Below are 1,455 nucleotides of genomic sequence, written 5' to 3' on the forward strand. Positions count from 1 at the left end.
GCGTTTGCCTCCCCCGCCTGGGCGGCGTTTGCCTCCCCCGCCTGGTCGGCGTTTGGCTCCCCCGCCTGGGCGGCGACCAGCCCGGCCCCAGCCAGCTTGCGCAGCTGCAGCCGGGCGGCCTCGGCGGTCAGGCCCAGCGCCGCGGCCAGCACGGCGACCGGGCGCGGGCCATGCCGCTTCAGATGCTGCAGGAGGCGCTCCGCGGTCGGAGCCAGGTCGACATGATCCAAGGGATGCCTTGTGGAACCGGGGCGCGCCGGCCTAATAACCAAGTGATTGCTTGGATAATAGGCGGCCCGCAGCGCCGCTGTCGAGAGGAAGCCCGATGCCCGCCACGCCCGACGCCGCCCCGACCCCCGCCGGCTGGGGGGCGCTGCTCGGGCGGCAGCACGGGCCGATGGCGCTGGCGCTGACCGGCGGCGTCGCGCTGCATGCGGTGAACGTGCATATCGTCACCACCGTGCTGCCCTCGGTGGTGCGCGAGATCGGCGGCCTCGACTGGTACGCCTGGAATATCTCCCTGTTTGTCGTCGCCTCGATCATCGGCTCGGGGCTGTCGGTGCGGGCGCTGGCCCGGCTCGGGCCGCGCGGCGCCTGCCTGCTGGCGCTGGCGCTGTTCGCCGCCGGGTCGATCGGCTGCGCGACCGCCGGCTCGATGCCCTGGATGCTGGCCGGGCGCAGCGTGCAGGGCCTGGGCGGCGGCGGGCTGGCGGCGCTGAGCTACGCGCTGATCCGCCTGGTCTTCCCGCCGGCGCTGTGGCCGCGCGCCGTGGCGCTGGTCTCCGGCATGTGGGGGGTGGCGACGCTGTGCGGCCCGGCGCTGGGCGGGGTCTTCGCCGGGCAGGGGCAGTGGCGCATGGCCTTCTGGTCGCTGCTGCCGGTGATCGCGCTGCAGGCCGTGCTGGTGGTGGCGCGGCTCGGGGGGCGCCGCGGCGGGCGGCTGGCGGCGCCGGTCGATGCCGGGGTGCCGTCCGCGCAGATCCTGCTGCTGGCGGCCTCGGTGCTGGCCGCGGCGGGGGGCGCGATGCTGGGCGGGCTGGCGCTGCAGGCCGCGGGCGTCGCGCTCGGCCTGGCGCTGGGGGCGGCAGCGCTGCGCCTCGACGCGACGGCCCCGGTGCGGCTGCTGCCGCGCGGCGGGGCGCAGCCGCTGGCGCCGCTCGGCGCGCTTTATGCCAGCGTGGCGCTGCTGCTGCTCGGCACCACGGCGGAAATCTTCGTCCCCTATTTCCTGCAGACGCTGCAGGGGCAGACGCCGCTGCTGGCCGGCTACCTGACCGCCGCCATGGCCGCCGGCTGGAGCCTGGGCTCGATGCTGTCCTCCGGCCGGCCGGCGGCGCTGGCGGCGCCGCTGGCGCGGCTCGGGCCGCTGCTGTCGATGCTGGGGCTGCTGGCGCTGGCCGGCTTCGCCGCCCTGGCCGGCGGGCTGCCGGCAGCGGCGCAGGCGGCGCTGTGGGG

At 77.1% G+C, this 1,455-nt stretch carries 2 protein-coding genes; one reads left to right on the plus strand and one right to left on the minus strand.

Annotated elements, in window-relative coordinates:
• A partial coding sequence (locus tag GVN67_RS28945) for a helix-turn-helix domain-containing protein (RefSeq protein ID WP_160000752.1) occupies positions 1–230 on the minus strand: 230 nt, incomplete at its 3' end.
• Positions 231–325: 95 nt separating this feature from the next.
• On the opposite strand from GVN67_RS28945, the gene GVN67_RS28950 reads away from it, so the two are divergent.
• Positions 326–1,455: MFS transporter (locus tag GVN67_RS28950; RefSeq protein ID WP_160000753.1), on the plus strand; the 1,130-nt coding region annotated here is incomplete at its 3' end.

Source organism: Roseomonas sp. 18066, from assembly GCF_902706185.1.
Lineage (GTDB): Bacteria > Pseudomonadota > Alphaproteobacteria > Acetobacterales > Acetobacteraceae > Pseudoroseomonas.